The following is a 23,870-nucleotide window of genomic DNA, read 5'->3' on the forward strand; positions in this document are numbered from 1 at the left end:
AGTTCCTGCCGTGGAACTACCTCCAGCAGATCAACCCTGCCTAAACAACACGCCGCTTCCCAGCGGTGTGACGCTATCATCGGTCCGATTGAATACCCGTTCAAGACGGTAGTGGCCGGACGCTTACCCTGGTCATGCTCTTTCTCCCCTTGATGCTTCCCTGCCGCATGCTGACGCACGGCCGGCGCGCTGTGCATAAAATGCAACAGCTTCCGTTATTTGCATAAGCGCTTATGTAAATACTGCTAATATCGCTACAGGAAACAAGATGTGGAAGGCCATGGCATCGAACAGTGTTCCATTGGCAAGCGTATCCATGATGTAGGCAAGCCGCAAAAGTAACTCCCTGAACACTCTTTGAGGAAAGTGACGATGGAAAATACCCTGGGTATGGCAATAAAGAAATCCCTGCCGGCGCGCCTGCTGGCCTATCCCCTGGTGCAAATTGTGCTGGGCATGGTGCTGACCTTTGCCGCGGTGCCGCTGACGATGATCATCGCTTCCAGGCTGGTGGACAAGTCCTACCGTATCCTCTGGCCACAGCTGCTGGCGGCCGTACTGGTGTGGTTCGGCTACCGTTTCTATGTCCGCCGCATCGAAAAACGCCAGCCGACTGAATTGGCAATGCCGGGCATGGCGCGTGAACTGGGCCGCGGACTGCTGCTGGGCGCCGGACTGGTCGTCCTGACCTTTGCCGTACTGGCGGTGCTGGGTGTGTATCAGTTTAGCGGCGTCAACGCGCTGAACGTGTTGCTGCTGCTCCCGCTGGCTGAATTGTTGTTGGTAGGTATGGCGGAAGAGATGATGTTCCGTGGCGTCATTTTTGGCGTGACCGAACGTGCGCTGGGCAGCAAGGCTGCCATCGTGATTTCAGCACTGGTGTTCAGCCTGGCCCACTTGCCCAATGCCGGCTTTTCCTTGCTGGCGATCGCCGGGCTTGTCACATATGGCGTGCTGCAGGCGGCGCTGTACCTGCAGACGCGCCGTTTGTGGGTCTGCATAGGCACGCATGTCGGCTGGAATTACTGCGTCGGCCAGGTATTCTCGTCGATTGTATCCGGCCATGCGGATACCGGCGGCCTGCTGCGTGGCGAACTGGCAGGCAATGCCATGCTGACGGGCGGCGCATTCGGCGTGGAAGCTTCGCTGGTGACGGTGCTGCTGCTTGGCGTCGCCGCCGCGTACGTGCTGCGCCTGGCTTTGGCCAGCGCACCACGCACAGCGCGCAACTAGGCCGTCGCTCCGCTTTTATTGTCCGGCGACTACCGGCCTGGCACCGCTCCTGGCGACCCACTCGATCAGCGCATCGACGGCCGCGCGGCCATTGCCGTTGCCCACCAGATCGCTATTGATCATGGCGACCACCACGCACTGCTGGTTGTTGGCGTCGGGCACATAACCGGCGATGGCCACCACATTCTTCAAGGTGCCCGTCTTGACGCGTGCCCGCGCGGCGGCAGGCGTGTTCAACAGACGCTTGCGCATGGTGCCGTCCAGTGCCACGATGGGCAGGCTGGACTGGAACTCGGGCGCCCACGGACTTTGCTGCATCGCTTGCAGCACGCCAGCCAGTTGCGCCGGCGCAATGCGTCCCGTGCGGGACAGGCCGGAACCGTTGTCGACCAGCATGCCCTGGGTATCGATATGGTGCCGCTGGAACCATTCCTGGATGACCAGCCGCGCCCGGTCGGCCGTGTCTTCCGGCGCCGCCATGGCGACGGGTCGGCTGCCCAGCCAGCCATCGCTCTGCAGGCTGCCCAGGCTCAGGAACAGGGTGCGGGCCAGGGTGTTGTCGGACGTCTTGTTGATATCGCGCAAGACCTCCGGCAAGGCGCGCGCCACATGGTCGGCCAGCATGCGCGTGCCGACGGGTTCGGCCGTTGGCGGCAAGCCCGTGCCTGGTGCTTCGCGCACGCTGCCCGTGATCGTGCCGCCCAGGCGTTTCCAGGTGGCGCGGAATAGCCGGTCCGCATAATCGTTGCGATCGAGCACATTGATGCTGGTGGCCTTGCTGCAGTTTTGCGGGAAGGTACCGTGCAGTATCACCTGCAGCTTGCCGCCCGCATCGCGCCGGTATTCGGGCGGACGCCAGCCATCTTCCCACTTGGCGCAACTGCCCTTGATGAGCTTCATGTCGCTCGTGATGCTGACATTCTCGAGCGGTGGCTGCATCTGGAAGCTCAATTGCCGCTCCGTCGCACTGATGTTGATATCGATCAGATTAGTGTTCAGCAATAAGGCGTCGGGGATGACGTTGTAGCGGAACTCGGCCGATTCATCGAAAGGGGCGGCACCGACATCGGGCCGGGCCGGCTGGAACAGCTGACGGTCGAGGATCAAATCTCCCTTGATTTTGACGATGCCTTGGGTGCGCAGGGTTTGCAGCATGTGCGCGAGCACGTCCGCATTGAAATCCGTATCGGCGCCACCGCGCAGGATCAGATCGCCCTTCAGCACGCCATTGATGACGTCGGCACTGGTGCGCAACTCCGTGCGCCCGCGGAAGATGGGGCCCAGTTGTTCCAGGCCCACGGCCGTCGTCACCAGCTTCATGGTGGACGCGGGCTGCATGCTGCGGTCGGCGCCATGCGACAGCACGGTGGTGTTGCCGCGCAAGACAATGGCGCCCATGGCGTCTTCGGGGATATTCGCGCTGCGCAGCAGCAGGCTGACGGATTCGGGTAGTTGTGCCTGCGCATTAGACAGGCCGATGCCGGCCAGCAAGGCAGCGATGAGGATGGGACGGAACATGGCTCTCCTTAGTGGAAAAAGACGTAGGCGACAAAGACGGCTGTGATCACGCCAGCCAGATCGGCGATCAGGCCGGCCGTGATCGCATAGCGCGTCTTGCGGATGCCCACGGAACCGAAATACAGGGCCACGATATAGAAGGTGGTGTCGGCCGAGCCCTGGAACACGCAGGCCAGGCGGCCGACGAACGAGTCGACGCCGTAGGTATTCATGGCATCGATCATCATGGCTTTCGAGCCGGAGCCGCTGAGCGGCTTCATCATGGCCGTCGGCAGGGCGGGCACGAAGTCCGTATTGATGCCCAGGTTGGCGAAGAACCAGTTCATGCCGCTCATCAGGAAATTGAACACGCCCGCGTTGCGGATCACGCTGATGGCCACCAGCATGCCGACCAGGTAGGGAATCACGGTGATCGAGGTCTGGATGCCGCCCTTCGCGCCTTCGATAAACGCGTCATACACGTTCACTTTCTTGCGCAAGGCGCCGATGATGAAGATGGCGATGACGCTGATCAACACCAGGTTGCTGACCACCTTCGAGACCAGCTCGATTTCCTGTTTCGTCAGGTATTGCGTGAAGTACCAGATCATGGCCACGATGGCGCTCGTCATGCCGCCCATCCAGCCCAGCACGACCCCGTTGAGCAAGTTGATGCGTTGCTTGATGGAGACGGTGATGATGCCGACCATGGTGGCCACATAGGTGGCGATCATGCAGGGGATAAAGATGTCGGACGGATCGGCCGCGCCGAGGATGGAGCGCTGCGCCATGATGGCCAGCGGAATCAGGGTCAGGCCCGAGGTGTGCAGCACGAGGAACATGATCTGCGCATTCGTCGCCTCTTCCTTGTTCGGGTTCAGGGTCTGCAGGCTTTCCATGGCCTTTAAACCGAAGGGCGTGGCCGCATTGTCCAGGCCCAGCAGGTTGGCCGAGAAGTTCATCACCATGTGGCCCGTGGCCGGATGGTCCTTGGGAATTTCCGGGAAGATGCGCGAAAAGAAGGGCGCGATCACTTTTGCCAGCCAGCCGACGATGCCTGCCTTTTCGCCGATGTTCATGATTCCCAGCCACAAGGTCATCACGCCCGCCAGCGGCAGGGCGATATCCATCACGCCCATGCGCGCCGTCTCGAACGTGCCGTCGATGATGCGCTTGAAGATATCGGTATCGCCGAGAAACAGCCACTGCAGCACTGCGGCCAGGAAGCCAACGAGGAAAAAGCCGGACCAGATGTAATTAAGTGCCATATGCGATCAGTTCTGTATTTCGGGGAAATGAAAAGTAGCTGCAAGCAAAGTATAGAGGTAGCCCGATACGAGTTGATGAAAGAATGCAGCAATCGCATGCCAAAAAGTTATAAGCTGGCAGCCTGTTTTCATTGGCGTCCCGTACTTTGCCCGCGTAGTGTGGGGGATGCCTGTCGCTTATCGCTGTTCGTTACCCTTGTCTGCACTGGATCACTGATGATGTTTTTACGCAAAACCGCCTGCGCCGCCGGCCTGGCCCTGTTGACGCTCTGCATTGCGCCCGCGCATGCCGCCGCCGATGCCCGCGCGAACAAGACCCTGCACTTGTTTTTGAGCACCAGCGAGACGGGCCTGGACCCGGCCGTGGCCTCGGACCTGGCCAGCCTGAATTTGATGGAAAACATCTTCGACCCGCTGCTGCGCTACGACTACCTGGCGCGCCCCGTACAACTGCAGGGCAATACGGCGCGCGGCTTGCCGAGCGTGGAAGATGGCGGGCGCACGTATATTTTTCACTTGCAGCCGGGTATCTTCTTTACCCCCGATCCCGCCTTCAAGGGCCGGCCGCGCGAAGTGACGGCGCAGGATTATGTGTACAGCCTGACGCGGCTGTATGACCCGGCCCTGAAGTCGCCGTGGCTGTTCTTGCTGGAAGATAAGCTGGTGGGCGATGCGGCCCTGAAAGCCAAATTCAGCTACGACACGCCGATCGCCGGCTTGCAGGCGCTGGATAAATACACCCTGCGCATCCGCCTGAATGGCGTCGACCCGAACTTCCTGTTTTACCTGGCCATGCCGGCGACAGCTGTGGTGGCGCGCGAAGTGGCCGAAGCGTATGCGGCGCCGGGACAGATCGGCAACCACCCCGTGGGCACGGGGCCGTTCCTGGTGAAGGAGTGGAAGCGCAGCGACAAGATCGTGCTGCAAGCCAACCCGACCTTCCGCCCCACCGTCTTTCATACGGATGCCAAGGCGCTGGCCGCCCTGCCGCCGGATGCGCGCGCCATCGCCGGCGCGCTGGAAGGCAAGCGCCTGCCCTTGGTCGAACGCATCGAGGTGCGCATCGTCGAGGAATATCAATCGCGCATGCTGGGTTTTTTGAAAGGCGAATTCGATTACCTGGAGCAAGTGCCCGAATCGATGACGGACATGGTGCTGGAAAACGGCGCGCTGAAACCGGCATTGGCTGCCAAGGGCATGCAGCTGACGCGCTTTCCCGTGCTGCAGACGTATTACATGTGGATGAACATGGATGACCCCGTGCTGGGCGGCTATACGAAAGACAAGCTGGCCCTGCGGCGCGCCATCGCCCTCAGCTACAACAGCCGCGAAGACATCGCGCTGCTGAAGAAAGGCCTGGCATTGCCGGCCCAGTCGCCGCTGCCGCCCAATGTGCTCGGTTACGACAAGCATTACCGCAGCCCTGTCGGCTACGATCCCGTGCTGGCGCGCGCGCTGCTGGAGCGCTTCGGCTACAAGCTGGGCGCCGACGGTTTCCGCACGCAGCCGGATGGCACGCCCCTGATCCTGACCATGCACACGGAGCCGAGCACGGTGGGGCGGCTGCGCGATGAACTGTGGCGCCGCAACCTGAATGCCATCGGCGTGCGCGTGGAATTTAAAAGCGACAAGAAGACGGAAATCATCAAGGCCTCGCGCCTGGGCAAGGTGCAGATGTTCGAGACCAACTGGATTGCCGACTTCCCTGACGGCGATAACTTTATGCAATTGTTGTATGGAGGCAACGTTGGCCGCGCCAACTATGCCCGCTTCAACTTGCCCGATTACAATAAACGCTATGAGGAGGCGCGCCTGCTATCCGATACGCCGCGCCGACGCAGTCTGTACTTCGACCTGTTTCAGCTGATCCACGCCTACACGCCGTGGGTGCTGCTGACGCATCCCATCTCTGCCGACCTGCAGCAACCGTGGCTAAAAAACTACAGGCGCCACCCCGTGGAATTCACGTCCTGGCGCTATCTGGACGTGGATGAAGCCAGGGGCAGCCCCGCAGGCAAGTGACCATGTCGCTGAAAAGGGCATTCATTCCAAAAAGTTATGGTTAGGAAAGCATTTTTCATTGGCTGGCCGCGGATGCATCGCGCTACTCTGAAAATGAAAACAAATAAAGTCATGCGCAAATGTCATAAAAAAATGTACTGCGAGACAGACAGCTGCGACGTGAAAAACAGCCTGACTTGATAACTCAAGTTTCGATTGCCCAACAAGGAGAAGACCTGTGAAATTGAAGAAGCTAGCGCAGTTGGTGGCATTGATGGGGGTGGTGGGGCCGGTCGTGGCACAGGAAGCGGCGCCGCCAGCGATGCAACGGGTCGAAGTGACGGGCAGTAGCATCAAGCGCGTGGCCAAGGAAGGTGCGCTGCCGGTGCAAGTCATCTCGTTTGACCAGATCGAAAAGCAGGGCATCACGACGACGGAGCAACTGGTGCGCACCTTGTCGGCGAATGGCACGGGCGCCGATAACATGACGTCGGGCAATAACGTGTTTGGCGCCGATGCCGACCGTCTTGCCGGTGGCGCCTCGTTCGCCTCGCTGCGCGGGCTGGGACCGGGCGCGACCTTGGTACTGCTGAATGGCCGACGCGTGGCCACGCATGGTGCCAGTGGCCGTGCCGTCGACTTGAATTCGATTCCACTGGGGGCGATTTCACGCGTGGAAATCCTCAAGGATGGCGCCTCGGCCATCTACGGCACGGATGCCATCGGCGGCGTGATCAATTTCATTCTGAAAACCAATTACAGCGGCGTGGAAGCGTCCGTTTCCACCAACGATACGCAGGCAGGCGGCGGCGCCACGCGCCGCGCTTCGCTGCTGGCCGGCACGGGCTCGCTGGAAGAGGACCGCTACAACATCATGGCCAGCCTGACCGTCGACAAGGCGCAGCGCCTGAATGGCAGCGACCGTTCCTTCGTCAGCGGCTTCCAGCCGGGCCGTGGCCTGTCGCCCGATACGACGGGCACGCCATTCGCCAACCAGATGTCGGGGCCGGGCACGGCATTGCAAATCCCCAATCCTGATCCGAAAAAACCAGGGACGTTTATTGGCGGTTACACCTTGCCTGGCGACCCGACAGTGTATCTGCAAGCCAATCCCCTGAGCTTCCAGGGCAAGTGCGACAGCATCGCCGGCATGTCGCAGTACCAGACGCAACTGTGGAAAGACGTGACCTCACCACTCAGCACCACGCATTCCTGTGCGTATGACTACGGCGCCGACTATGTGCTGCAATTCCCTGTGGAACGGGTCAATTTCCTGTCGCGCGGCACCTTTCAGTTGGCGCCCGACCACCGCATGTTTGTCGAAGTGCTCGGTTCGCGCACCAAGGCCACGGCGATCCTGACGCCGATGCAGGTGCAGACGAGCATCGCCAACAAGGGCGTGTATCCGGTGGGCGGCGCGTATTACCAGGATTTGTCGGCCTATATTCCCACGTTCGACAATACCAAGCCGATTGCCTACAAATGGCGCGCCAATGAGATCGGTAACCGCACGCAGGAAAACACCACCGACAATGCGCGCGTGCTGCTGGGTTTTGAAGGCAACTTCGGCAAGTGGGATTACAAGACCGGGGTGTCCTACGCACAGAGCACCACCAAGACCAAGCTGACGGATGGCTATTCCTACACGGACAAGTTATATGCGGCCTTGGGGACAGGGATCATCAATCCCTGGGTGGCCGCGGGCCAAAGCCAGACGGAAGCGGCCAAGCAATTGATCGAGTCGACCAAGTTCCGTGGCGCCTTCCAGCATGGCAAGACGACCCTGACGCAGATCGATGGTTCCGTTTCCGGCGAGCTGTTCCAGCTGCCGGCTGGTGCCGTGGCAATGGCGGCCGGCTTTGATTTGCGCCGCGAGGGCTACAGTTTTGAACAGGATGTCGATGCCAACCTGATTCTATTGGCGCCAGGAAATGCCGCCTTGAAGGATGTCAGCCGCAACGTCAAGGCCGTGTATGCCGAGTTGCTGGTACCCATCATGAAAGACCTGGAAATGCAGCTGGCCGTGCGTCGTGACGATTACAGCCAGGTGGGCGCCACCACGAATCCCAAGATTGCCTTGCGTTACCAACCGACCGATTTCGTCCTGTTCCGCGCCTCGGCCAGCAAGGGCTTCCTGGCACCGAGTTTCGACCAGCTCTATTCAGGTGTATTGACGCAGGAATTGCCGAATGGTGTGAAAGATCCGGAAGGCTGTATCAAGCATCCCGGCGTGACCGAATACTGTTCCATTCCCCGCCTCATTTACACGACGGGCGGCAACCTGAACCTGAAGCCGGAGACGTCGAAGCAGGGCAGTGTCGGTATCGTCATCGAACCGGTGAAGGGTTACTCCGCCTCGTTCGATTACTGGGCCATCAATACCCAGGACCAGCTCCTCAAACGCACGCCGCAAGTCGTGCTGGCCAACTATCAGGCGCTGAACCAGTACATCTTCCGCAAACCCGATGGCACCATCGATTACGTGCAGGCGGGCTGGTTCAATGCAGGTGGCAGCCGCGTGCGCGGCCTGGACGTGAGCTTGCGCGGCGAAGGCAAGGTGCAGGAAGTGAAATGGACGGCAACCCTGGACGGCACGTATATGGACAGCTTCAAGTTTGCCGAATACAAGGGGCAAGAATACAAGGAGCTGGTTGGCAACTTCTACACGCGTGATTTGTACTTGCGCTGGAAACACAATGCCAGCTTCAGCGTATCGCGCGGCGACTGGAGCGGCTTGCTCGTGCAGAGTTTTGCTTCCGGCTACAAGGACCAGGTGCCGAATGGCGGCAAGGGTACGCCGCCACCGGGCTTCAAATCCGATGTGTCCAGTTACACCACGTACAGCTTGTCGGGCACGTACACGGGCTTCAAAAATACGACGATTACCGTGGGCATCCAGAACCTGTTCGACCGCGATCCGCCATTCACCGCGCACAACGTGGATGACGTGGTGGGCGCCGGCTGGGACCCGCGCGTGGCCGATCCGCGCGGCCGTTCGCTGTCGTTCCAGCTGAAGTACAAGTTCATGTAAGGCAACCATGCCGGCGGCGATCCCGTCGGCATGCTACTCTCATGCGGCGGCGCCTGGCGTCGCCGTTTTTATTCCAGGAAAGGGCCGCATGTCCAGTCAGACCAATCTCAGCCGGCGCCGCTTCGGCGGCTTGCTGGCCGCCACCGTGGGGGCGGCAGGCACACCGGCGTGGGCGGCGGCCGCGCAAGGGAAGGACAAACGCATGCAACAGCAACACTCCATGATCAAGCCGGCGCGCCTGCGCGAAGGCGACCTGGTGGCCATCATCGCACCGGGCGGTTTTACGGACGAGGACGCCATCGCCAAGGCCGTGCGCAATGTCGAATCGCTGGGGCTGCGCGCCAGCCTGGGCGCCAACATCCGCGCCGTGCACGGCAACTATGCGGGGACGGTGCAGCAGCGCCTGGACGACTTGCACGTCGCGTTCCGCGACCCGGACGTCAAGGCCGTGTGGGCCATTCGCGGCGGCTCCGGCTGCATTTCGCTGCTGGCGCTGCTCGACTACGCCTTGATCCGGCGCAACCCGAAAGTGCTGGTCGGCTATTCCGACATCACGGCCCTGCACCTGGCCATCGGCCGCCAGACGGGCCTGGTGACATTCCACGGCCCCGTGGCTTCATCCACGTTTTCCGAGTACACGGTGACGCAGCTGCGCAATGTGCTGATGACGCCGCAAGACAATTACACGATTCCCATGGCGCTGGACAACCACCGCCGCGCGCAGACGGCGCCCAACTTCGCCATCCGCACCGTGCACGGCGGCCAGGCCACGGGACGCTTGACGGGCGGCAACCTGTGCATGGTCAGCGCGCTGGCCGGCACGCCGTATGCGGCTGATTTCCGCGAGCATATTTTGTTCCTCGAAGAAATCAACGAAGTGCCGTACCGCATCGACCGCATGCTGTGCCAGCTGGACCTGTCCATCGGTTTCAAGCACGCGGCGGCGCTGATGCTGGGTATCTTCGAGCATTGCGAGGCGGCCGAAGGCGACACGGCGCTGACCCTCGACGCCACCCTCGACCAGCATTTGCAGCCCTTGCGCGCGCCGGCCGTCAGCGGCTATTCGTTTGGCCACATCCGCCACCAGTTCACGATACCGATGGGCATATTGGCCACCCTCGATGCGGACCGGCAAACCTTGACCTTGCTGGAAGCTGCCGTCAGCTAGTCTGTTCGTTTGCGCACGGCACAGTATGGGGATAGCCAGTATGCTAGGGGCATGTGCGGCAAGGCATCGGGCCATGCCGGCATCCTTGAACGGCTTGCTCATGATCAACCGCCGCGCCAGCGCCTACATTCTGAGCCACCCGCTGGCCTTCGTGCTGCAGGTGCTGAAGGGCTTTCGCGCCAACCAGGGCTTGCTGCTGGCGGGCGCCGTTGCGTATTACTCGCTGCTGTCCATCGTGCCCCTGCTGATGCTGGTGGTGGTGGCCCTGTCGCACGTGATCGCGCAGGATGAATTGCTGCAGACAATCGGCCATTACCTGGAATGGCTGGTGCCCGGGCAATCGAAGGCCATCGTGGCGGAAGTGGCGCATTTCCTCAACAACCGGGGCGTGATCGGCTGGCTATTGCTGCTGACCATGCTGTTTTTCAGCTCGCTGGCGTTTACCGTGCTGGAAAACGCCATGAGCGTGATTTTCATACACCGCGTGGCCATCCGCCGCCGCCATTTCCTCATCTCCGCCGTGCTGCCGTACTGCTACATCCTGTGCCTGGGCGTGGGTATCCTGTTGATCACCCTGGTGGCGGGCAGCTTGCAGGTGATGGGCGAGGAAAGCGTGCGTTTCCTGCGCCACGACTGGGGCCTGGAAGGCGTGTCCGGCGTGCTGCTGTACTTGCTGGGGCTGGCGGGTGAAATCCTGGTGCTCAGCTCGATCTACCTGGTCATGCCCGTCGGACGCTTATCGATCACGCATGCGCTGATCGGCGGCGTGACGGCGGCCCTGCTGTGGGAAATCGCCCGCCATGTGCTGGTCTGGTATTTTTCCACCTTGTCGCAGGTCAATGTCGTGTATGGCTCGATGACGACGGCCATCGTCGTCATGTTCAGCCTGGAAATCGGCGCCACCCTGCTGCTGCTGGGCGCGCAAGTGATTTCCGAATACGAAAGGGTGGCCCGGGGTGGCGCAGAAGACAAGCCGCTGGCGCTAAGGACTTGATTTAAAAAGATTGTTGCATCGCACAAAAAGCTGTGCTATACTGCGTTCAGTGATTGAGATTCGCTTGCGAATAGTCTCACCATCCAGTCCCAGCGCGGCGACCGACAGGTGTAATGTCGATGGCGTGACAGTGCGAAAGAGTGGATTTTGTAATTCCGGATACGTTGGTCGATTTACACTTGGAGTCACCATGCAGATAGCATGGGAGTCTGAAAATCAGGAGGCACTTTGCAGATAGCACTGGCGTCCATGACACGATTAAAGCATTGGTAATACATTGGAACAAGCCCGCGCTAGCGGGCTTTTTTTCGTCCATCGTTGGCAGTCGCTCGGGGTCAGACCCGGCGGGTCTGACCCCAGCATTTGCCGTGGGTTTATAAAGCCCGCGCAATCAAAATCTTCTGGATATCGCTGCTCCCCTCGTAAATCTGGCACACGCGCACGTCGCGGTAGATGCGTTCGACGGGGAAGTCGGACACGTAACCGTAGCCGCCGTGCACCTGGATGGCGTCCGAGCACACTTTTTCCGCCATTTCCGACGCAAACAGCTTGGCCATGGCCGCTTCTTTCAGGCAGGGCAGGCCCGCATCCTTCATGGCTGCCGCGTGACGTATCAGCTGGCGCGCCGCTTCGATCTGCGTGGCCATGTCGGCCAGGCGGAATTGCACGGCCTGGTGTTCATAGATGGGCTTGCCGAAACTCTCGCGCTCGCGCGCATAGCTCAGGGCCGCTTCGTACGCGGCGCGCGCCATGCCCACGGCTTGCGAGGCGATGCCGATGCGTCCGCCTTCCAGGCCGGAGAGGGCGATCTTGTAGCCTTGTCCTTCTGCGCCGATCAGATTTTCCGCCGGGATGCGGCAGTTGTCGAACAGGATTTGCGCCGTGTCCGACGAGTGCTGGCCCATCTTCTGTTCCAGTCCCGCCACGATGTAGCCGGGCGTGTTTGTCGGCACCCAGAAGGCGCTGATGCCGCGCTTGCCGGCTGCCTTGTCCGTGACGGCCATGACGATGGCCACATCCGCATACTTGCCGCTGGTAATGAACTGCTTCGTGCCGTTGATGACGTAGTCATTGCCGTCGCGCGTGGCCGTGGTGCGCAGGGCGGAGGCGTCGCTGCCCGTGTGCGGTTCCGTCAGGCAAAACGCGCCCAGCATGGCGCCTTGTGCTAGCGGACGCAGCCATTGCTCCTTTTGCGCGTCATTCGCGTACATCATGGCGATGCTGCACACAGGGCAATTGTTGACGGAGATAATCGTCGAGGTGCCGCCATCGCCGGCGGCGATCTCCTCCAGCACGAGGGCCAGGGACACGTAGTCGAGGCCGGCGCCACCGAGCGCTTCCGGCACGGCCACGCCAAAGGCGCCCAGCGCGGCCAGTTCCTGTAATTCTTCTTTCGGGAAATGATGTTCCTTGTCCCAGCGGGCTGCGTTGGGTGCCAGGCGTTCGCGCGAAAAACTGCGCAGCGCTTCCTGGATCATCGATTGTTCTTCATTGAGTATCATGGGACGTCGTCTCGTTTGTTTTTATATGGTGTGTGGTGGAATTACCAGGCGATGGGTTTGCCATCGTAGTTGCGGAATACGGCCTTGTCCGTGGCCGGCAGGCTGGCCAGGGTGGCGCGGATGCCGGCAGCGCTTTCCTCGGGGGAAATATCGGCGCCGGCGCCGCCCATGTCCGTGCGCACCCAGCCCGGGTGGAAGGCCACGCAGCTGACGCCCTGCGGGCCATGCACGAGGGCCGTGTCGATCAGCACGGAATTCAGGGCCGCCTTGCTGGCGCGGTACAGCGAACCGCTGGGATTGCCCCGTTCGCTCAGGGAACCCATGTGCGAGGACAATACGGCCAGCTTGCCTTTCGCGTTGGCCACCAGCGGCGCCAGGATGGGCAGCAGGCGCATGGCGGCCAGCACGTTCGTGTGCATGACGAGGTCGAAATCGGCTTGCGCGGGAAAACCGTCGTGGCGGGGGCCATACACGCCCGCGTTGAGAATGGCCACGTCGAGCTTTTCATCGTCGAGCTTCCAGCCCAGGCCGGCGCAGCCTTCCACATCCGTCACGTCCAGCTGGTGCGCTTCGGCGCCCAGTTGCCTGAGGGCTGCGCAAGCGTCGGGTGTGCGGGCCGTGGCGATGACGCGCCAGCCATCGTGGCGGTATTGACGGACGAGCTCGTGACCGATGCCGCGCGAGGCGCCGATGATCAATGCGGTAGGCATATCTTTTCTCCCTGAAAATAAAATGAAAGGCGCGCACCGTGAACTGCGGTGCGCGCCCGTGCTCAGGAAGAGCTTATACCAGTTCGATTGCCATCGCCGTCGCTTCGCCGCCGCCGATGCACAGGGCCGCCACGCCGCGCTTGCCGCCCGTTTTCTTCAGGGCGCCCAGCAGGGTGACGATGATGCGCGCGCCCGAGGCGCCGATCGGGTGGCCCAGCGCGCACGCGCCGCCGTGGATGTTGATCTTGCTGTGCGGAATGTCGAGGTCGTGCATGGCGGCCATGGGCACGGCTGCGAACGCTTCATTGATCTCGAACAAGTCCACATTGCTGCTGCTCCAGCCCGTCTTGGCGTACAGTTTTTTCACCGCGCCGATGGGGGCCGTGGTGAATTCGTTCGGCGCCTGCGCGTGCGTGGCGTGGCCGTGGATTTTGGCGATGACGGTGCAACCGAGTTTTTTCGCCGTCGATTCGCGCATCAGCACGAGGGCGGCGGCGCCGTCGTTGATCGACGAAGACGAGGCGGCCGTGATGGTGCCGTCCTTCTTGAACGCCGCCTTCAAGGTCGGGATTTTTTCCAGGCGGGCTTTTTGCGGACCTTCATCGATGCTGACGACGGTGTCGCCGCCGCGGCCGGACACGGTCACGGGCACGATTTCCCACTCGAAACTGCCATCCTTGGTGGCGGCCTGGGCGCGCTTCACGGATTCGATGGCGAAGGCATCCTGCGCTTCGCGCGTGAAGCTGTATTGGCTGGCGCACTCTTCGGCAAATGTGCCCATCGAGCGGGCATTGCCCTTTTCATCGCGGCTGTAGGCGTCTTCCAGGCCATCCATCATCATGTGGTCATAGATCATGCCGTGGCCGATGCGGTAGCCGCCGCGCGCCTTCGGCACCAGGTAGGGGGCGTTGGTCATCGATTCCATGCCGCCGGCCACCACCACGTCGGCGCTGCCGGCGAGCAAGGTGTCATGCGCGAACATGGTCGTCTGCATGGCCGAGCCGCACATCTTCGACAGGGTCACGGCGCCCGTGGAATCGGGCAAGCCGGCCTTGCGCAAGGCCTGGCGCGCAGGCGCCTGTCCCTGGCCCGCCATCAGGCAATTGCCGAAATACACGTGTTCAACGGCGTCCGGCGCCACGCCGGCCCGCTCGACGGCGGCACGGATGGCCACGGCGCCCAGGTCGCTGGCGGTAACGTTGGCAAAGTCGCCCTGGAAGGCGCCCATGGGGGTGCGCGCGGCACCGACGATTACGACTGGATCATTCATGTTGGATCTCCGATTAAGGGTGGGGATGGTGACTGCATACAAAAACGCAGGTGCTGCGGATAAGGGAAGACGTCCTCGATATGGCCGTCTTCGATGCGCTGTTTGCGCGCCTGCCAATATTGCGCCGTCAGCAGGTCGGCATGGTGCTGCATGAAATAGTTGCGGATGCGGGGATTGCCCAGCAGGAAGGTGCCGAATTGTTCGGGAAACACATCGTACTTGCCGATCGGATACCACGGTTCGGCCGACATTTCTTCCTCCTCCGTGCGCGCCTGGGGAATGACGCGGAACTGGCAATCGGTGATGTACTCGATTTCATCGTAATCGTAAAAAACGACACGCTGATGACGCGTGACGCCAAAGTTTTTATACAGCATGTCGCCGGGAAAGATATTCGCCGCCACCAGCTCCTTGATGGCGTTGCCGTACTCGACGATGGCGTGTTCGACCAGGTCATCGCGGCCTTCTTTCTCGGCATTGCTCAGCCACATGTTCAGCGGCACCATGCGCCGCTCGATGTACAGGTGGCGGATGATGATCTGCTCGCGGTCTTCCTCGATCAGCGAGGGGGCGAACTGTTTCAACTCGGCCAGCAGTTCCTCGGCAAAACGGGCGCGGGGAAAGGCCACGTTGGAATACTCGAGCGTGTCGGCCATGCGGCCCACCCGGTCATGGTGTTTCACCAGCAAATACTTTTGCTGGACTTGCGCGCGCGTGGTTTCCTTGGGCGGCGGGAAAAAATCCTTGATCACCTTGAAGACATAGGGAAACGACGGCAGGGCAAACACCAGCATGACCAGGCCGCGGATGCCGGGCGCGCTTTCGAAGTGGTCCGACGAGTGTTTCAGATGCTGCAGGTAGTCGCGGTAAAACAGCGTCTTGCCCTGTTTTTGCAAGCCCAGTATCGTATAAATCTCACTGCGCGGCTTGCGCGGGAGCAAACTTCGGAGAAATTGTACGTAGGCCGACGGCACTTCCATATCGACCAGGAAATACGCGCGCGTAAACGAAAACAGCACGGCAATCTGCTGGTGCTCGAACAGCACCGTATCGAGCACCAGCTTGCCGTGACGGTTGTGCAGGATGGGCACGACAAACGGGTATTCGCGGTTGCCGTTGATGCCTTTGCCCACCAGGTAGGCGCCCTTGTTACGGTAGAACAAACTGGTCAAGACCTGGATCTGGTGGTTCGGTTCCAGCCTGTCGCCGCCGAACAATTGCTGCAGGCGTGCTTCCACCTGGGCCACGTCACGCTCCAGGTCGGCAAACTCACAATCGAGCTGGAAATGCGTCAGCATGCGCATCAGGGTGTGGCGCAGGCCGTCCTCGCCCGGGTAATACACGCGGTAGGTGGGCAGCGGGTCTTGCGTTTCGATGTACTCCGTGGAAACGACGGGCCGCACGAAAATATAGTCGTTATTGAAATACGTGCGGTGCAGGATGTTGCAGCAGACGGAATTGAAAAAGGTTTCCGCCAGTTCCGGCTGCTTATGCTCCGTCAACATGCCGATGTAGTGCAGCTTGAGTTCGCGCCACACTTCGTCGCTCAACTCCGACTCTTCGTACTCATCTTCGAGCATCTGCACGCATTCCTGTACGCGCTTGTCATAAAAGTCGATGCGTTCACGGGCCGCCGTCTGTGCCGCGGCCCAGGCGCCTTGCTCGAAATACTGCTTGGCATGCTGGCTGGTTTCACGGAACAGGCGGTAATGCTTGTCAAAGCCGTCGCGGATGGTGCGCGCGATATCGAATGCGATCTGGGAAGAAAGCAACTTGGGGAAGGCAATTTGCGTCATAGCTGTACTCGCATGAATGGCTCATTCCCCAGTCGATAGCCGCGCGCCCGTGCTTACTTGGTTTCCGCAAACAGTTCGCGGCCTATCAGCATGCGGCGGATTTCGCTGGTCCCGGCGCCGATTTCGTACAGCTTGGCATCGCGCCACAGGCGGCCGGCCGGGAACTCGTTGATGTAGCCGTTGCCGCCCAGGGCCTGGATCGCTTCACCTGCCATCCAGGTCGCCTTCTCCGCACTATACAGAATGGCGCCGGCCGCATCCTTGCGCAGCTGGCGCACGGCTTCCGGCGTGGCGGCGCGGTCGCAAGCCTGGCCCACGGCATACACATAGGCCTTGCACGCCATCATGGTCGAGTACATATCGGCCAGTTTGCCTTGCATCAATTGGAATTCGCCGATGGGCTGGCCGAATTGCTTGCGGTCATGTACGTAGGGCACGACCAGGTCCATGCAAGCCTGCATGATGCCCAGCGGCCCGCCGGACAGCACGGTGCGTTCGAAGTCGAGGCCCGACATCAGCACGTTGACGCCCTTGCCCAGGCCGCCCAGCACGTTTTCGGCCGGTACTTCGCAATCCTGGAACACCAGTTCGCCCGTGTGCGAGCCGCGCATGCCCAGCTTGTCGAGCTTTTGCGCGATGGAAAAGCCCTTGAAATTCTTTTCGATCAGGAAAGCCGTCATGCCGCGCGGGCCCGCTTCCAGGTCGTTTTTCGCATACACCACCAGCACGTCCGCGTCGGGACCGTTGGTGATCCACATCTTGGTGCCGTTCAAGACCCAGCGGTCGCCCTTGAAGTCGGCTCGCAGCTTCATGCTGACGACGTCCGAGCCCGCGTTCGGTTCCGACATGGCCAGCGCGCCGATGTGCTCGCCCGTGATCAGCTTCGGCAGGTACTTGGCTTTTTGCTCGGCCGTGCCGTTGCGCTTGATCTGGTTCACGCACAGGTTCGAATGGGCGCCGTAGGACAGGCCGACGGAAGCCGAGGCGCGCGAGATTTCTTCCATGGCGATGATGTGCGCCAGGTAGCCCATGCCGGCGCCGCCGTATTCTTCGCCGACGGTGATGCCGAGCAAGCCCATGTCGCCCATCTTGCGCCACAGGTCCATGGGGAACTGGTCGGTGCGGTCGATTTCGGCCGCGCGCGGCGCGATTTCGGCGGCGGCAAATTGTTGGATCGCTTCGCGCAGGGAGGCGATGTCTTCGCCGTGGTCAAAGGTCAAGCCTGGGAGATGGAGCATGTCGTCCTCGTCGTTATAAGTGTGGCGGTCATGGATGCCGGGTCAGTAAAGCTATGATACTCAGTTGTGACGTTTACGTAAACGTAAAGCGATGCGCGTGCGGCCAGCGCCTGCCGCGTGTCCACTCAGTTTGTTGGCGCCTTATCAAGGTTCAAGTCCGCCAGCATGCGCGCGCAAGCGTCTTCGTGTGCGCTGATTTCCGCCAGCGCCATTTCGATATCGATGCGCTGCTGTTCCAGGGTCTGGCGATGCTGCGCCAGCACGCCCAGGAAGCGGTCCATCTGCGCGCGCGTGTCCTTCGGCGACTCGTACATGTCGACCAGGCTCTTGATTTCCGACAGCGCGAGGCCCAGGCGCTTGCCGCGCAGGGTCAGTTTCAGGCGCGTGCGGTCGCGCGGCGTGTAGACGCGGCTGCGCCCGCCCGCGCCTTCGCGTTTCGGGCTGAGCAGGCCCTGGTCTTCATAGAAACGGATGGCGCGCGCCGTGATGTCGAATTCCCGCGCCAGTTCGGTAATGGTGTAGGTCGTCGTTGCTGGGGGCGGTGTTGGTTGCATGGGTGGTCGGTCGCTGGATGGATGCTGCGAGGCAGGTGGTGGCAAAGTGCCGTTTACGTCAACGTCAATACTATTGTAGCGTGCCCTGCCCGTGCTGCAACAAAGAAAAAAGCAGGCATGGACATGGTAATTTGGCGAATATGGCAACAGTTACTGAAAATAAATTGATTCTTCTTGCGCAAACGCGCTTAAGATCGAGAGTTGGTGGCCAAGATGACACCAAAAAGAGCTTTCCTGGCACAACGGCGACATTCTTTTCGTTACGATGGCAGTAGAATTTTTGGGCGCAGATTCTTTCCAATCGGCACGATCAAAAAACAACGTTCCTCTATGAGTACGCTGTTTAGATAGTTTCCATATTGAAAACAAAATGGCCCTTCTGAAAACTTTGTCTACAAGAAATTGTATGACATGGGCATTGCGCGTATCGGCAGAGGGGGGCATTATCCGATACCGTACGTTGTAATGCCAAACCGAGGCTTTGAATCGTGCTGCAGTGCGAAAATCAAGGCCAGCCGCGAATTTGACCCGAAGCCACGCAGAATCACAAGAGAAAATTCGGCCCACTTTTCTACCCGGAAAACCCGGCCGGAGTGTTAATTGTTAATTGATACTCTTTTCAAATGTAACATTTTGTATGGTCATTCAAGAAACTGACTTTCATGTTACAACATGAAATAGTACACCTATGAATTCTTCTAACGAACGCGAAAGCTTCAGCCAGCGACTTCAGTTGGCTCTCAAAAACGCCCATTACTCTCCAGACAGCCCGACCAGACTGGCCCGGGAATTCAATATCCGTTTCGACGGGCGCCCGATTACCGTGCATGCAGCTAGGAAATGGTTAGTAGGTGAAGCAATTCCCACGCAAGAGAAATTGCGCATGATTGCTCAATGGTTGGGCGTGCCGGCGGAATGGTTGCGTTTTGGCGGCCCGGAAAGCGCCACGCCGAATGGCGAAGCGGGCAGCGCCTTGTCGCGGTTTGAGTCCGCCGATGTGAAATTAATTGCCGATTTGCAAAGATTAGATGAACATCATCGTCAAATCGCGCGAGAATTTATTCGCATGCTGGTCCGCGTCAACTACCAAAAGTAAGCATTCAGGCCATCCCCGGCCGGCGCCGTCCGCCTTTCGCTGACGGTGCTCCTCCTGTACTTTTATTTGCGCAGAGTCATACTGGAGACATGATTTTGCCGCACAATAAGACCTCGCATGTTGCGCTGCAGCGGAATTATTTGATAATAATCCCGCATGCAGCGGCGCAGCGGCCAATACCAGCGCATAATCACATCAGAAGCAGCCAGTTCATCCACTACGGAGCCGAGCATTTGAGCCGTCTTATGAAAAGTAACTACAGCAATACCGCGCAGCTGAAAGACTTGATGACCGTGCCACCCATGACTGCCGCGCAACACGCGGAAGTGATGCGCAAACGGATCGCCCACCGCAGGATGGTTGAAGAAGCCAGGGATTTGAAGCAGGCCAGTGCAGTTCAGTTCGAAAAACGCTGAGTGGTGGATGCCTGACCAAAGCTGCTGCGCGTCGCGCTTTGCGGCCGGCGATGCTCACCGTGCTTCAGCACGGTTGCGCTTCTCGGCCACAAGGGGGCGCCGAGCCTCACTGCCGCTCGCTACGCTTTTATCAGGCATCGGAGCGTGCGTAGTTTGATGCGTAGTTGTTTAGCTTGTTGCTGACTGGTCCGGGTTTTTCAAACCATTCCACCGCGGCGCCAGGCTGTGCTCGATGCCGAGCAGGTCGATGACGCGCGCCAGCGTATGGTCGACCATGTCCGCGATGCTGTGCGGGTGGTGATAAAAGCTGGGCAAGGGAGGGAAGATGATGCCGCCCATCTCCGTCACGGCCGTCATATTGCGCAGGTGCGCCAGGTTGAACGGCGTTTCGCGCACCATCAGGATCAGGCGCCGGCGCTCCTTGAGTACCACGTCGGCGGCCCGCGTGATCAAATTATCCGACAAGCCATGCGCCACGGCCGCCAGGGTCTTCATCGAGCATGGCGCCACGACCATGCCATCCGATTGAAACGAGCCGCTGGCGATGCTTGCGCCGATGTCGCGCAGCTTGTGCACCACGTGCGCCTGCGCTTCGATATCCTTGCGCCCCACGCCCGTTTCCTGGTGCAGGGTCAGTACGGCCGCATCGGACAAGACCAGATGCGTCTCGACGCCGGGGATGGCGCCGAGCAATTGCAGCAGCCGCAAGCCATACACGGCGCCCGTGGCGCCCGTGATGGCCACGACGATACGGCGCGGCCGCTGCTGCTGATTAGGCATCCAGCAGGGACTTCAGTTCGCCCGATTCAAACATTTCATTCATGATATCGGAACCACCGATGAACTCGCCTTTGACATACAGCTGTGGAATGGTCGGCCAGTTCGAGTAATCCTTGATGCCTTGGCGAACTTCCGGGTCATCCAGCACGTTGACGGTAGCGATGTTTTCCACGCCGCATGCTTTCAGGATCTGGATGGCGCGGCCGGAAAAGCCGCACTGCGGGAACTGGGCCGTGCCCTTCATGAACAGCACGACTGGCGTGTTCGTCACGGTTTCTTTGATCCAGGTTTGTACGTCGCTCATAGCTGCCTCTGATGGGTAAATAAATAGATGCCGTCATTTTATAAGAAAACGACGGCACGGGTATGCGCTCAGGTCATAAATCGGGCAAGTCAGCCACGCTGGCGCTTATAACTGCTTGCCCAGGCAGGCCGATTGGGCGGCGCCCACGTATTTGCCCCAGGCATTGAGGGGTGCATAGCCGTGTTTGGCGTAAAACGCCATGGCGCGGCGATTCGCCACGCGGGTGGACAGGTGCAGCCGCGCATAGCCGAAGCAGCGCGCCTGCACTTCCACGTGGGCCAGCAGGGCCGCGCCCACGCCGGCGGAACCGGGGCGCGCATACATGCGCTTGAGTTCTGCCGTGGTGCTGTCCGGCCCGTCCAGCGGGCGCAGGGCCGCGCAGCCCAGCAGTTCACCGGCGCCGTCGCGGGCAATATAAAAGCCGCCGCGCGGCGTGGCCGCTTCCGCGTCGAACGAGGAGCGCCCGCTGTCGCCATTGATGCGCAGCAATGCGTCCGACAATGCATCGAGCAGCAGCCGGGCATCCGGGCCGGCCGCATCCGCCGCCAGGATGGCGATGTCCTGCCCGGCGGCCACGGGCTTAACCGCGCAGCTTGGCGAACGCGGCGGCCATGCTGCCGGCCGGTTCCGGCGCGTTGCGCGACTGCGACTGGTGCTGCGCCATGCTGCGGCGGTCGTTGCGGTCGCTGCGTTGTTCCGGCTTGCTGCCCGCCTGCGGCGCGCTGTCCGTCAAGCGCATGGTCAGGGCGATGCGCTTGCGCTTTTCATCGACTTCCAGCACTTTTACGCGCACGACCTGGCCCGCTTTCACCACCGTGTGCGGATCCTTGACGAAGGTGTTCGACAGGGCCGAGATGTGCACGAGGCCATCCTGGTGCACGCCGATATCGACGAAGGCGCCAAAGGCGGCCACGTTGGTGACCACGCCCTCGAGGATCATGTCCGGGCGCAAGTCGCGGATTTCTTCCACGCCTTCCTTGAAGGTAGCCGTCGTGAATTCCGGACGCGGATCGCGGCCCGGCTTTTCCAGTTCTTTTAATATGTCGGAGATGGTCGGCACGCCGAAGGTGTCATCCGCGTACTTGGCGGGGCTGAGAGTTTTCAGCAAGGCCGTTTCGCCGATGACGGCCTTGATATCCTTCTTGATGTCGGCCAGGATCTTTTCCACCAGCGGGTACGATTCCGGGTGGACGGCCGAGGCGTCCAGCGGATTCTCGCCGCCCATCACGCGCAGGAAGCCGGCTGCCTGTTCGTAGGTCTTGTCGCCCAGGCGCGGCACGGCTTTCAAGGCCGCGCGCGAGGTGAACGCGCCCTTCATGTCGCGGTAGGTGACGATGCTTTGCGCCACGCTGGCCGACAGGCCGGACACGCGCGCCAGCAGCGGGGCCGACGCCGTGTTCACGTCCACGCCCACGGCATTTACGCAATCTTCCACCACGGCGTCGAGCGAGCGGGCCAGCTGGCTTTGGCTCACGTCATGCTGGTACTGGCCCACGCCGATCGATTTCGGGTCGATCTTCACCAGCTCGGCCAGCGGGTCTTGCAGGCGGCGCGCGATCGACACGGCGCCGCGCAGGGACACGTCCATGTCCGGCAATTCCTTCGAGGCGAACTCGGACGCCGAATACACCGACGCGCCCGCTTCCGAGACGACGATCTTCGTCATCTTCGCTTCCGGATGCTGCTTGATCAAATCCTGCGCCAGCTTGTCCGTCTCGCGCGAAGCCGTGCCGTTGCCGATGGAAATGAGCGACACATTGTGCTTGGCGGCCAGGCGGCCCAGGGTGTGCAGGGAGCCGTCCCAGTCGTTCTTCGGCTGGTGCGGGTAGATCACGGCCGTGTCGACCACTTTACCCGTGGCATCGACCACGGCGACCTTGACGCCCGTGCGCAAGCCAGGGTCCAGGCCCATGGTGGCGCGCTGGCCGGCCGGCGCGGCCAGCAGCAGCGCTTTCAAGTTGGTGGCAAAGACGTTGATGGCGTCCAGTTCCGAGCGTTCGCGCAGCGCGCCCATCAGTTCCGTTTCCAGGTGCATGAAGCTTTTCACGCGCCAGGTCCAGCGCGCTGTGTCGGCCAGCCATTTGTCGGCCGGACGGCCTTGTTGCTTGATGCCGAAGCGGGCGGCGATGCGGCCTTCGCACGGGTTGTGCGGCGCATCCCATTTTGGTTTTTCCGCTTCCGTGTCCAGGCGCAGGGTGACGTCGAGGATGCCTTCGCGGCGGCCGCGCAGCAGGGCCAGCGCGCGGTGCGAGGGGACGGTGGAAATGGTTTCCGAGTAATCGAAATAATCGGCGAATTTTTCGCCTTCGTCCTGCTTGCCTTCCACCACTTTCGATTCGACGATGCCGTGTTCCTGCACGTATTCGCGCAAGGTTTGCAGCAAGGTTGCGTCTTCGGCGAAACGCTCCATCAAAATCTGGCGCGCGCCGTCGAGGGCCGCCTTGGTGTCCGCCACGCCCGGGTTGTTGCCGTCGGCACTAGTGAATGCTTCGCGCAGGAACTTGCCCGCTTCCATTTCCGGCGTCAGTTCCGGATTGTCCAGCAAGCCGTCGGCCAGCGGCATCAGGCCCGCTTCGATGGCGATCTGCGCCTTCGTGCGGCGCTTCTGCTTGTATGGCAGGTACAAGTCTTCCAGGCGCGTCTTGTCTTCCGCGTGCATGACGGCGTCGAGCAGCGCGGGCGTCATCTTGTTCTGTTCCGTGATCGACGCCACGATGGCGGCGCGCCGCTCTTCCAGCTCGCGCAGGTAGCGCAGGCGCTCTTCCAGCAGGCGCAGCTGGATATCGTCGAGGCCGCCGGTCGCTTCCTTGCGGTAACGGGCGATGAAGGGCACGGTGGCGCCTTCGTCGAGCAGTTCGATGGCGGCGGCAACTTGCACGGGTTTGGCGGCAAGTTCAAGGGCAAGGCGTTGTTCGATAGTGGGCAGCATGGTTGTTTCCAGAGCGATCAAGCCTGGAATGATACGCAATCGGCGCGATTGCGCAATCTTGACAGCGCAAATGGACTGTGCGT

General features: G+C 60.9%; 19 protein-coding genes. 7 read left to right on the plus strand and 12 right to left on the minus strand.

Annotated elements, in window-relative coordinates:
* Positions 1–372 precede the first annotated feature (372 nt).
* The gene (locus GCN74_RS06190) at positions 373–1,233 is read left to right on the plus strand and encodes a CPBP family intramembrane glutamic endopeptidase (protein WP_226938898.1); all 861 of its coding nucleotides are present in this window, start codon (positions 373–375) and stop codon (positions 1,231–1,233) included.
* A 15-nt stretch (positions 1,234–1,248) separates the two neighbouring features.
* On the opposite strand, the gene dacB is transcribed toward GCN74_RS06190, so the two are convergent.
* Positions 1,249–2,751: a D-alanyl-D-alanine carboxypeptidase/D-alanyl-D-alanine-endopeptidase gene (dacB, locus tag GCN74_RS06195; RefSeq protein ID WP_152255852.1), complete on the minus strand. Its 1,503-nt coding sequence runs from the start codon at positions 2,749–2,751 to the stop codon at positions 1,249–1,251.
* Between the two features lie 8 nt (positions 2,752–2,759).
* Positions 2,760–3,998, minus strand: coding sequence for a nucleoside recognition domain-containing protein (locus tag GCN74_RS06200; protein WP_152255853.1), 1,239 nt, complete (start codon positions 3,996–3,998; stop codon positions 2,760–2,762).
* Between the two features lie 219 nt (positions 3,999–4,217).
* On the opposite strand from GCN74_RS06200, the gene GCN74_RS06205 reads away from it, so the two are divergent.
* The 4 genes from GCN74_RS06205 (at position 4,218) to GCN74_RS06220 (ending at position 11,192) form a co-directional block, all read left to right on the plus strand.
* On the plus strand, positions 4,218–6,020 hold the full coding sequence (locus GCN74_RS06205) for an ABC transporter substrate-binding protein (protein WP_152255969.1): 1,803 nt from the start codon (positions 4,218–4,220) through the stop codon (positions 6,018–6,020).
* 217 nt (positions 6,021–6,237) lie between these two features.
* The gene (locus tag GCN74_RS06210; protein WP_226938899.1) at positions 6,238–9,030 is read left to right on the plus strand and encodes a TonB-dependent receptor; all 2,793 of its coding nucleotides are present in this window, start codon (positions 6,238–6,240) and stop codon (positions 9,028–9,030) included.
* An 88-nt stretch (positions 9,031–9,118) separates the two neighbouring features.
* Positions 9,119–10,198, plus strand: coding sequence for a S66 peptidase family protein (locus GCN74_RS06215; protein ID WP_152255854.1), 1,080 nt, complete (start codon positions 9,119–9,121; stop codon positions 10,196–10,198).
* Between the two features lie 73 nt (positions 10,199–10,271).
* Complete coding sequence (locus GCN74_RS06220) at positions 10,272–11,192, plus strand: YihY/virulence factor BrkB family protein (RefSeq protein WP_226938900.1); 921 nt, start codon at positions 10,272–10,274, stop codon at positions 11,190–11,192.
* A gap of 374 nt (positions 11,193–11,566) precedes the next feature.
* On the opposite strand, the gene GCN74_RS06225 is transcribed toward GCN74_RS06220, so the two are convergent.
* From GCN74_RS06225 to GCN74_RS06250, 6 genes are all read right to left on the minus strand, one after another.
* On the minus strand, positions 11,567–12,694 hold the full coding sequence (locus tag GCN74_RS06225) for an acyl-CoA dehydrogenase family protein (protein ID WP_152255855.1): 1,128 nt from the start codon (positions 12,692–12,694) through the stop codon (positions 11,567–11,569).
* 41 nt (positions 12,695–12,735) lie between these two features.
* A complete protein-coding gene (locus tag GCN74_RS06230) occupies positions 12,736–13,404 on the minus strand; it encodes an SDR family oxidoreductase (RefSeq protein ID WP_152255856.1) in 669 nt (222 codons plus the stop codon).
* Positions 13,405–13,477: 73 nt separating this feature from the next.
* Positions 13,478–14,674: an acetyl-CoA C-acyltransferase gene (locus GCN74_RS06235; protein ID WP_152255857.1), complete on the minus strand. Its 1,197-nt coding sequence runs from the start codon at positions 14,672–14,674 to the stop codon at positions 13,478–13,480.
* Positions 14,671–16,470, minus strand: a complete 1,800-nt coding sequence (gene aceK, locus GCN74_RS06240; protein ID WP_152255858.1) for a bifunctional isocitrate dehydrogenase kinase/phosphatase — start codon at positions 16,468–16,470, stop codon at positions 14,671–14,673. The genes GCN74_RS06235 and aceK overlap by 4 nt, the downstream gene beginning before the upstream one ends.
* Before the next feature lie 53 nt (positions 16,471–16,523).
* The gene (locus tag GCN74_RS06245) at positions 16,524–17,708 is read right to left on the minus strand and encodes an isovaleryl-CoA dehydrogenase (RefSeq protein WP_152255859.1); all 1,185 of its coding nucleotides are present in this window, start codon (positions 17,706–17,708) and stop codon (positions 16,524–16,526) included.
* 125 nt (positions 17,709–17,833) lie between these two features.
* Positions 17,834–18,262, minus strand: coding sequence for a MerR family transcriptional regulator (locus tag GCN74_RS06250; RefSeq protein WP_152255860.1), 429 nt, complete (start codon positions 18,260–18,262; stop codon positions 17,834–17,836).
* A 688-nt stretch (positions 18,263–18,950) separates the two neighbouring features.
* On the opposite strand from GCN74_RS06250, the gene GCN74_RS06255 reads away from it, so the two are divergent.
* A complete protein-coding gene (locus tag GCN74_RS06255; RefSeq protein WP_034753756.1) occupies positions 18,951–19,358 on the plus strand; it encodes a hypothetical protein in 408 nt (135 codons plus the stop codon).
* A gap of 89 nt (positions 19,359–19,447) precedes the next feature.
* The gene (locus tag GCN74_RS29215; protein ID WP_152255861.1) at positions 19,448–19,774 is read left to right on the plus strand and encodes a hypothetical protein; all 327 of its coding nucleotides are present in this window, start codon (positions 19,448–19,450) and stop codon (positions 19,772–19,774) included.
* Between the two features lie 168 nt (positions 19,775–19,942).
* Here the strand turns inward: GCN74_RS29215 and GCN74_RS06265 are convergent, their stop codons facing one another.
* The 4 genes from GCN74_RS06265 to GCN74_RS06280 form a co-directional block, all read right to left on the minus strand.
* Positions 19,943–20,554 (minus strand): UbiX family flavin prenyltransferase, encoded by a 612-nt coding sequence (locus tag GCN74_RS06265; RefSeq protein WP_152255862.1) that lies wholly within the window; start codon positions 20,552–20,554, stop codon positions 19,943–19,945.
* The gene (gene grxD, locus GCN74_RS06270) at positions 20,547–20,858 is read right to left on the minus strand and encodes a Grx4 family monothiol glutaredoxin (protein WP_034753766.1); all 312 of its coding nucleotides are present in this window, start codon (positions 20,856–20,858) and stop codon (positions 20,547–20,549) included. Before grxD ends, GCN74_RS06265 begins: the two co-directional genes overlap by 8 nt.
* Positions 20,859–20,963: 105 nt before the next feature.
* Positions 20,964–21,434, minus strand: coding sequence for a GNAT family N-acetyltransferase (locus GCN74_RS06275; protein WP_226938901.1), 471 nt, complete (start codon positions 21,432–21,434; stop codon positions 20,964–20,966).
* A gap of 4 nt (positions 21,435–21,438) precedes the next feature.
* Positions 21,439–23,787: a Tex family protein gene (locus GCN74_RS06280; protein ID WP_152255863.1), complete on the minus strand. Its 2,349-nt coding sequence runs from the start codon at positions 23,785–23,787 to the stop codon at positions 21,439–21,441.
* Positions 23,788–23,870: the final 83 nt, after the last annotated feature.

It is taken from the genome of Janthinobacterium sp. FT14W, assembly GCF_009208755.1.
Lineage (GTDB): Bacteria > Pseudomonadota > Gammaproteobacteria > Burkholderiales > Burkholderiaceae_D > Janthinobacterium > Janthinobacterium violaceinigrum.